The organism is Streptomyces mesophilus (assembly GCF_040300965.1).
Taxonomy (GTDB): domain Bacteria; phylum Actinomycetota; class Actinomycetes; order Streptomycetales; family Streptomycetaceae; genus Streptomyces; species Streptomyces mesophilus_A.
On record NZ_JBEPEW010000003.1, the window covers coordinates 143,491 to 151,075 of the forward strand.

The following is a 7,585-nucleotide window of genomic DNA, read 5'->3' on the forward strand; positions in this document are numbered from 1 at the left end:
CGCCGCGGCCCTTTACCGAGGCCACCCGAGAGCGCCTGGGGCAGGGTGAGCCGCATCAGTCGCTCCTCACCCCTGGTCGTACACGGTCACCGCGATGTCGCGCGCGCAGAGCTCCTCCACGATCAGCGGCTCGATCCGCTCCCACTTGCCGCCGGCGAGGCCGCAGCCGATACGCGGCATGTGCACGGAGGCGCCCTTCTCGGCGGCGTGGCCGGCGAGTGCGGTGAGGCATCGGCGTACGGCGTCGTAGCGGATCGGCGGGCCGGCGCTGCCGGTGCGCATGCCGCGCTGGCCGACCATGTTGGCGACGTGGATGTCGTGGCGGACCTGGACGAGGCGGACCGCGCCGAGTCCGAAGTCGTTCTTCGAGCGTTCCCGATGCCAACGGCGGTAGTCGCGCTCGGGCTCGGGCCAGCGGCGGGACAGGGCGAGCACGAAGCCTTTGCCCCAGCCGCCCAGGTCGTTGCAGACATGGGCGATGATCTTCTGCCCCTTGGCCTGCGGTTCGGTTGCGTCTCCGCGGATGACCGTCAGCGCACGCATGTGTCCCCCTCCTGAATCCCGCCCCGGCTCACCGGCCGTCCGCGGCCCTGGCCGCCTGCTCGACTCGCTGCCGATGCGCCTGCCACTCGGCCGCTTCAGTGGTCGGCAGACTGCTTTGGTTCGGAGTCCAGCCCGCCGTACCGTCGATCAACTCCCGCACGATATCCGCATGTCCGGCGTGCCGCTGTGTGTCGGAGAGCACCCGCACGATCAGGTGGTGCAGGGTCGTGGCCCGCCGGTGCTCCGGCCACCACGGCACATGGCCGATCGCGTCGAGGCCGCGTGCGGCGAAGGTCTCGTCGGCGTGCGCCCATGCGGCCCGGTACAGCGAGACGATCTCCTCGCGCGACTCGTCCGCGGTGGCCCACATGTCCGCGTGCGGGTCGTCGCCGAGCTCGGTGTACCACCACGGCGGCGGATCGCCCTGGAAGTACGGGCGGCCGAACGAGTCGCCGAAATAGCCCAGTTCCACACCTGCCAGATGCTTCACCAGCCCCAGCAGGTTCGTCCCCGTGGGCGTCAGCGGCCGTCGCGCGTCGTACTCGGACAGGCCGTCCAGCTTCCACACGAGCGCGTCGCGGGCCGCCTGCAGATACTCGAGGAGGTCTTCCTCGGGGGTCGGGGCGTGGGGCTTCGGCGTGTTCATACGGGAAGTCTCGCAGCCGCCACTGACAACGGACCGTGCGGCGGGCAGGGGGTGCGGGCTTCCGGGTCAAGTGGCGTCGGTGATCGCGGTGGGCTGCAGGAACTCGAGCCGGTTGCCCACGGTGTCGAACGCGTAGAAGCGGTCGTGGCCAGGGAAGTTGTCATCCCAGGTGACACTCGCTCCGTGGTTTTCCAGCCGCTCGGCGAGCGCGTGGAGCGAGCTCACGAGGATGCCCGGATGGGCCTTCCGGTTCGGGCGGAAGTCCTCTTCGACCCCCAGGTGCACCTCCAGTCCGCCACCCCGGAACCAGCACCCGCCGCGTGCCGCCAGCACGGGCGGCTTCTCCAGCTCGGTCATGCCGAGAACACCACCCCAGAACTCACGGCACCGGTCCTCGGCGCCCGACGGGATCGCGAGCTGCACGTGATGCAGGCCGACCAGGGTGAAGCCGGGTGTTTCCAGAGCCACGTCTTCTCCTCCGCCAAGGAATCTCGACGTCAAGATAATGAGGGCTCAGGTGGTGCGGCAAGGGTGCTGACTCGCAGAGGAGCACGGCAAGTTGAGAGGGCGATGGGCGAGAACGCCTCGCAGGAAAGGTAGATTCCGCGCCGTGGACACCCGCCAGATACCGCACCCGCCCCGCCGCGTCCCCGTGCTCGGCGACATCCTCGGCGTCTCGCCCCGCACACCGGTCCAGGACTCCGTCCGGATCGCCCGCGAACTCGGCTCCCCTCTCTTCGTACGGAAGATCTTCGACAAGGAGATCGTCTTCGTCTGCGGAGCGGGACCGGCCGCCGACCTCTCCGACGAGAGCCGCTTCGCCAAACACGTCGGCCTCGGCATCGAAGCGCTGCGCAGGCTGGGCGGCGACGGTCTGTTCACCGCCTACAGCCACGAGCCCAACTGGCAGGCGGCGCACGACATCCTGGCCCCCGCCTTCACCCAGTCCTCGATGCGCGCCTACCACCCCGTCATGCGGGAGATGGCCCACCGTCTGCTGACCCATTGGGACGCGGCCGCAGGACCGGTGGACGTGGCCGCCGACATGACCAAGCTGACCCTGGAGACCATCGCCCGCACCGGCTTCGGTTACGACTTCGGGTCCTTCGACCGCACCGCACCGCACCCGTTCGTCACGGCGATGACCGGAGCCCTGCGCCACGCCCAGCGGCAGACGGTCCGCCTCCCGGGCCTCGGGAACCTGCTCGCCCGGGGTGCGGACCGCCGTAACGCCGAGCGCCTCACGTACCTCACCGAGATCATCGACGACGTGATCCGCGCCCGGCGCACCGCCGGCGACGACCGCACGGACGACCTGCTCGGCCTGATGCTGCACACCCGTCACCCGGAGACCGGCCTCCCACTGGACGAGGTCAACATCCGCAACCAGGTGATCACTTTCCTGGTCGCCGGCCACGAGACCACCTCGGGCGCCCTCTCCTTCGCCCTGTACTACCTGGCCCGCAACCCGGACGTCCTCGCCAGGGCCCGCGCCGAAGTCGACGCCCTCTGGGGACCGCCCGGTGAGGCGCCGCCCAGCCCTGCCTTCGAGCAGATCCCCAAACTCCGCTACGTCCGCCGCGTACTGGACGAAGCCCTGCGCCTGTGGCCCACCGCCCCCGCGTACGGCCGCCAAGCACGCGAGGACACCGTCCTCGACGGCAAGTACGCGATGCGCAAGGGCGATTGGGCCCTCGTCCTGCTCCCGGCCCTGCACCGCGATCCGACCGTCTGGGGCCCGGACCCGGAGGCGTTCGACCCGGACCGATTCGCGCCCGCCGAGGTGCGCGCCCGTCCCGCCCACACCTACAAGCCCTGGGGGACGGGTGCGCGGGCCTGCATCGGCCGCCAGTTCGCGCTGCACGAGGCGATCCTGGTGCTCGGGCTCCTGCTGCACCGTTACGACCTGTCCGGCGACCCCTCGTACGAACTGAAGGTGACCGAACTGCTCACGATGAAGCCGGAGGGCTTCACGCTGGAGGTGCGCCGCCGCACGTCCTAGGCGGAGCCGGCGCACGTCCTGGGCGTCGCCGGCGTCAGCGGTAGTCGGCGGTGCTCCGCACCTCGCCGAAGCGCGGGAACGTGCGCTCCACGGCGAACGCGTGCTCGTCCGCGGCGAGGCCGGACATCGCGTCGGTCACGAACTCCACCTCATAGCCGTGATCCGCCGCGGCCCGCGCGGTGGACTCGACGCCCATCGTGGTGACAAGGCCGGCGAGCACCACGGTGTCCACGTCCCGCTTGCGCAACTGCTCGTCCAGACCGGTGCCGTAGAACGCGCCGATGGTGCGCTTGACCACCACGATGTCGCCGTCGCGCACCAGACCCTCGGCGAAATCGCTGCCGGGCGGCTGTTCCGCCACGTTCGGGCGCTCCACCCGCACCTGGACCACCGGCCGCCCGTTCGCCCGGAACGACGTGGCCAACTCGCGGCACCGCCCGAGGACTTCCGCACCGGAGTGCGGGGCGAGCGGCATGTCGATGATGCGGGGCATCAGGTCGATGAGGATCAGCGCGGAGGTCATGGCGCCCGATCCTAGGGCTCCCCGGGCAACGACTCAGCCGGGCATCGCCCCCAACTGCCGCAACTGGCCGAGGACATCGACCACGCCCCACGCCTCGGCGATACGGCCGTCGACGAAGCGGAAGACGAAGATCTCGTCGTATCTGACGGGCCGGCCGGTCGGCGCAAGGCCGCGGTAGTCGCCCAGGTGGGTCCCGGTCACCGTGTTCCGTGCGACGACCTTGTCGCCCTCGGCGATGAGGTCCTCGATGTGGACCTGGATGTCGGGGAACGCCCGCAGCAGCGTCGGCCACACCCGGCGGAACGCCTCGAGGCCGGGGAGCTCGGTCGGTACCGGCGCGTGGAAGACGACCTCGGGGTCGACGTGCTCCTGAATCGTCTTGTCGATCGCGTCGGCGTCGCGGCTGTTCACGACGTCGTGGAAGCGCCGGAAGACCTCCTTGTTGCGCGTGGTGGTGTGGTCGGTGGTGTGCGCGGTCTGCGCCGGGGTTTCGTCCTGTGCCATGGGTTCCTCCGCCGGGCTCGTCGAGGCGACTGTCGCCTGTCACCTTGGTGACGAACCCCGGCGGGCCGCTGTGACATCGAGGGGCCGGGCCGGGAGCGCGATCAGTCTGTTCCGGCCGGGTTCCGGGGCGTAGCGTGGTGAGCAGGTCCCCCTGAGGGAGGCTGATTCCATGCCGTGGTTCGTGTGGCTGCTCGCAGCCGGGGTGCTCGGTGTCGCGGAGTTCTTCACTCTGACCCTGGTTTTCGGGCTGCTGGCCGGCGCCGCCCTGGTCGCCGCCGTGGTGTCCGGAGTGGGCATCGGCCTGCTCGGCCAGCTGCTGGCACTCGGCGGGGCGGCGGCCGCGGGGCTCCTCGTCGTCCGGCCGATCGCGCTGCGGCAGATCGAACAGGCGCCTCTGACGCGCGACGGCACCGATGCGCTGGTCGGCCGACGGGCCGAAGTGCTCAAGGAAGTCACCGCGACCCGCGGCCTGATCAAGATCTCAGGCGAGGAATGGTCCGCCCGCACCCTCGACGAAAGCCAGGTGATCCCGGTGGGCGCGCTCGTGGACGTCATGGAGATCGACGGTGCGACCGCCGTCGTCTACCCGCGTGAGCTGCTGCCATGAACGCCGGGGAGGCCGAGAAGTCCGGGAAGGCCGAGAAGTCCGAGAAGGTCGAGAAGGCCATGCGCGCCACGTAAGCCATGTGCCCCATGCACGCCGAGAGCTCCGTGAAGGACTGAACCGATCACGAGGAGGCAGCTATGGATCCGGTGGTCATCCCCATACTCGTGGCGGCGATCGTCGTCGTGTTCCTCGTGGCCGCCACGGTGCGCATCGTCCCGCAGGCGCGCCGGTACAACATCGAACGGTTCGGGCGCTACCGCCGTACGCTGCAGCCCGGCCTGAACTTCGTGCTGCCGGTGGCGGACCGCATCAACACCAAACTCGACGTGCGCGAGCAGGTGTATTCCTCCGACCCCAAGCCGGTGATCACCGAGGACAACCTCGTGGTGAACATCGACACGGTGCTCTATTACCAGATCACCGACCCGCGGGCGGCCGCCTACGAGGTCGCCGACTATCTGCACGCCATCGATCAGCTCACCGTGACCACGCTGCGCAATGTCATCGGCTCCATGGACCTGGAGGAGACGCTCACCTCGCGCGAGGAGATCAACACCCGGCTGCGTACGGTCCTGGACGACGCCACCGGCAAGTGGGGCATCCGCGTCAACCGTGTCGAGATCAAGGCGATCGATCCGCCGCACACCATCAAGGAGGCGATGGAGAAGCAGATGCGGGCCGAGCGGGACAAGCGCGCGGCCATCCTGCACGCGGAGGGGGAGCGGCAGGCCAAGATCCTGACCGCGGAGGGTACGAAGCAGAAGGACATCCTGGAGGCGCAGGGCACCCAGCAGGCCATGATCCTGCGGGCCGACGGCGAGGCGAAGGCGGTGGAGCGTGTCTTCCAGGCCGTGCACCGCAACAACGCGGACGCGAAGGTCCTCGCGTACAAGTACCTGGAAACGCTCCCGCACTTGGCGAACAGTGACAACAACACCTTCTGGGTGATCCCGGGCGAGCTGACGGAGGCGATCCGCACGGTCACCACCGCTTTCGGCGACAAGTCGAGCAGCGGTCGGCCCGCCCCCGAGCAGGTGGACCTGGCTGAGAGCGAAACGGGGACCGGTGAGCTCGAGAAGGGTTCGACGCTGTCGCTTGACGCCGCGAAAGCGGCCGACCAGGTCGCGGAGCAGGCGGCCGCCGCGGTCAGCGACGCCAAGGCCGAGGCAGAGGCGGCCAAGACGAATCGGCTGCCGGGCCGGGGCGATGGAGCCGTGAGCGCCTGAGCCGGACGGGGCGCGCTGCCGGCGGCGGGGTTCCGGCGGACGTCAGCGAACCGTAAGGTTCGGGCCCGGCTGCCCGCGCGCGCGTCGTGCATAAGGTCGGCTCCGACAAGGAACTTCCCTGCCAGGAGGAGCGATGCGCCCCCGAACTGCCGTCCCCGCGGCACTGTTGACCGTTGCGCTGACGGCCATGGTCGCCGGCTGCGGCTCGGACGAACCGTCCGCCGCAGGCGCTGATACGCCTTCCGCTGCGAGGAGTTCCTCCCCGGCGGCCTCGATGCCCGAGGGCAGCCCGCAGGTGCCCGAGACGCTGCGCTTCACCGGTACCACCGTGGACGGGAAGTCCTTCGACGCCGCGACGCTCGCGGGGAAGCCCGTCGTGCTGTGGTTCTGGGCACCGTGGTGCCCCAAGTGCCGTGCCCAGGCGGCCGAAACGGCCAAGGTGGCCGAGGAGTTCGCGGACAAGGCGCATGTGCTCGGCGTCGCCGGACTCGACAAGAACGACGCCATGCGGGATTTCGTCGCCGAGACGGGGGCCGAAGGCTTCCCGCACCTGTCCGACGAGAACGGCGAGGTGTGGCAGCGGTTCGAGGTCACCGAACAGAGCCGTTACGTCATCCTCGACCAGAACGGCGAGCAGGTCTACGAAGGTGTCCTGCCCGCAGGCGAGGGCTTGGCGGACAAGCTCACCGAACTCACCGGCTGACGCGCGGTGGCCGACGTTCCCTTCGCCTTGGCGCTCGGCGCGGGCCTGCTCGCGGCCGTCAACCCGTGCGGCTTCGCACTGCTGCCCGCGTACCTCTCCCTGCTGGTACTCGGCGAGCGGCCCGCGAGCCGTGCCACCGCGGTGGTACGTGCCCTGACCGCGACGCTCGCCATCACGCTCGGGTTCGGCGCGGTGTTCGGCATCTTCGGCCTGGCCGTACAACCGGCGGCCGGCCAGGTACAACAGCATCTGCCCTGGTTCACCGTGGTGTTCGGGATGCTGATGGCCGGGGCGGGCGGCTGGCTGCTCGCCGGCCGGGGCCTGCCGTCCCTGATGCCGAAGGTGCGCCGCGCGCCGGCCGTGAGCCGTTCCCTGCCGTCGATGGTTCTGTTCGGGATGGCGTACGCGATCGCCTCGCTCGGCTGCACCATCGCACCGTTCCTGGCCATCGTTGTCTCCGCGTTCCGCGCCGGCTCCACGGTCGAGGGCATCGTCCTGTTCGTCGCGTACGCCGCCGGAATGGGCCTCGTCGTCGGCGCCGCCGCACTCACCGTGGCCCTGACCAGCAGCACCGCCACCACCCGGCTGCGCCGCTTCGGCGCCCTCGCACCGAGGGCGGGAGGAGGTCTGCTGCTGCTCATCGGCGCGTACGTGGCCTACTACGGCTGGTACGAGATCCGGATGCGGCGTGATCCGACGGTCCAGGACCCGGTGATCGACGCGGCCGGTACCGTGCAGCGCTGGATCGCCGACACCGTGGACGCCGCCGGTCCCTGGGCCTTCGCCGCACTTGTCGCGCTGCTCCTGTGCGGGGCGTCGGTGATACGCCGT

The 7,585-nt window shown here is 70.1% G+C and carries 10 protein-coding genes; 5 read left to right on the forward strand and 5 right to left on the reverse strand.

The genetic code is table 11. The annotated features are described in order from the left end of the window. Nucleotides 1-66 precede the first annotated feature (66 nt). The 3 genes from ABT367_RS02435 to ABT367_RS02445 form a co-directional block, all read right to left on the reverse strand. Complete coding sequence (locus ABT367_RS02435; RefSeq protein WP_352248718.1) at nt 67-543, reverse strand: macro domain-containing protein; 477 nt, start codon at nt 541-543, stop codon at nt 67-69. A 28-nt stretch (nt 544-571) separates the two neighbouring features. Next, a complete protein-coding gene (locus ABT367_RS02440; RefSeq protein ID WP_352248720.1) occupies nt 572-1,189 on the reverse strand; it encodes a DinB family protein in 618 nt (205 codons plus the stop codon). Nucleotides 1,190-1,255: 66 nt separating this feature from the next. Continuing rightward, nucleotides 1,256-1,657 (reverse strand): VOC family protein, encoded by a 402-nt coding sequence (locus tag ABT367_RS02445; protein ID WP_352248722.1) that lies wholly within the window; start codon nt 1,655-1,657, stop codon nt 1,256-1,258. Nucleotides 1,658-1,799: 142 nt separating this feature from the next. Between ABT367_RS02445 and ABT367_RS02450 the strand changes: the two genes are divergently transcribed. Then, nucleotides 1,800-3,191: a cytochrome P450 gene (locus tag ABT367_RS02450; protein ID WP_352248723.1), complete on the forward strand. Its 1,392-nt coding sequence runs from the start codon at nt 1,800-1,802 to the stop codon at nt 3,189-3,191. A 34-nt stretch (nt 3,192-3,225) separates the two neighbouring features. Here the strand turns inward: ABT367_RS02450 and ABT367_RS02455 are convergent, their stop codons facing one another. Both ABT367_RS02455 and ABT367_RS02460 read right to left on the reverse strand, forming a co-directional pair. Next, nucleotides 3,226-3,714, reverse strand: coding sequence for an isochorismatase family protein (locus ABT367_RS02455; protein ID WP_352248725.1), 489 nt, complete (start codon nt 3,712-3,714; stop codon nt 3,226-3,228). A gap of 33 nt (nt 3,715-3,747) precedes the next feature. Next, nucleotides 3,748-4,218: an ester cyclase gene (locus tag ABT367_RS02460; RefSeq protein ID WP_352248727.1), complete on the reverse strand. Its 471-nt coding sequence runs from the start codon at nt 4,216-4,218 to the stop codon at nt 3,748-3,750. A gap of 169 nt (nt 4,219-4,387) precedes the next feature. Between ABT367_RS02460 and ABT367_RS02465 the strand changes: the two genes are divergently transcribed. The 4 genes from ABT367_RS02465 to ABT367_RS02480 form a co-directional block, all read left to right on the forward strand. Beyond that, on the forward strand, nt 4,388-4,825 hold the full coding sequence (locus ABT367_RS02465) for an NfeD family protein (protein WP_352248729.1): 438 nt from the start codon (nt 4,388-4,390) through the stop codon (nt 4,823-4,825). A 137-nt stretch (nt 4,826-4,962) separates the two neighbouring features. Further along, nucleotides 4,963-6,051, forward strand: a complete 1,089-nt coding sequence (locus ABT367_RS02470; protein WP_352248731.1) for an SPFH domain-containing protein — start codon at nt 4,963-4,965, stop codon at nt 6,049-6,051. Between the two features lie 133 nt (nt 6,052-6,184). Further along, nucleotides 6,185-6,754, forward strand: a complete 570-nt coding sequence (locus tag ABT367_RS02475; RefSeq protein WP_352248734.1) for a peroxiredoxin family protein — start codon at nt 6,185-6,187, stop codon at nt 6,752-6,754. 6 nt (nt 6,755-6,760) lie between these two features. Continuing rightward, a partial coding sequence (locus tag ABT367_RS02480) for a cytochrome c biogenesis CcdA family protein (protein ID WP_352248736.1) occupies nt 6,761-7,585 on the forward strand: 825 nt, incomplete at its 3' end.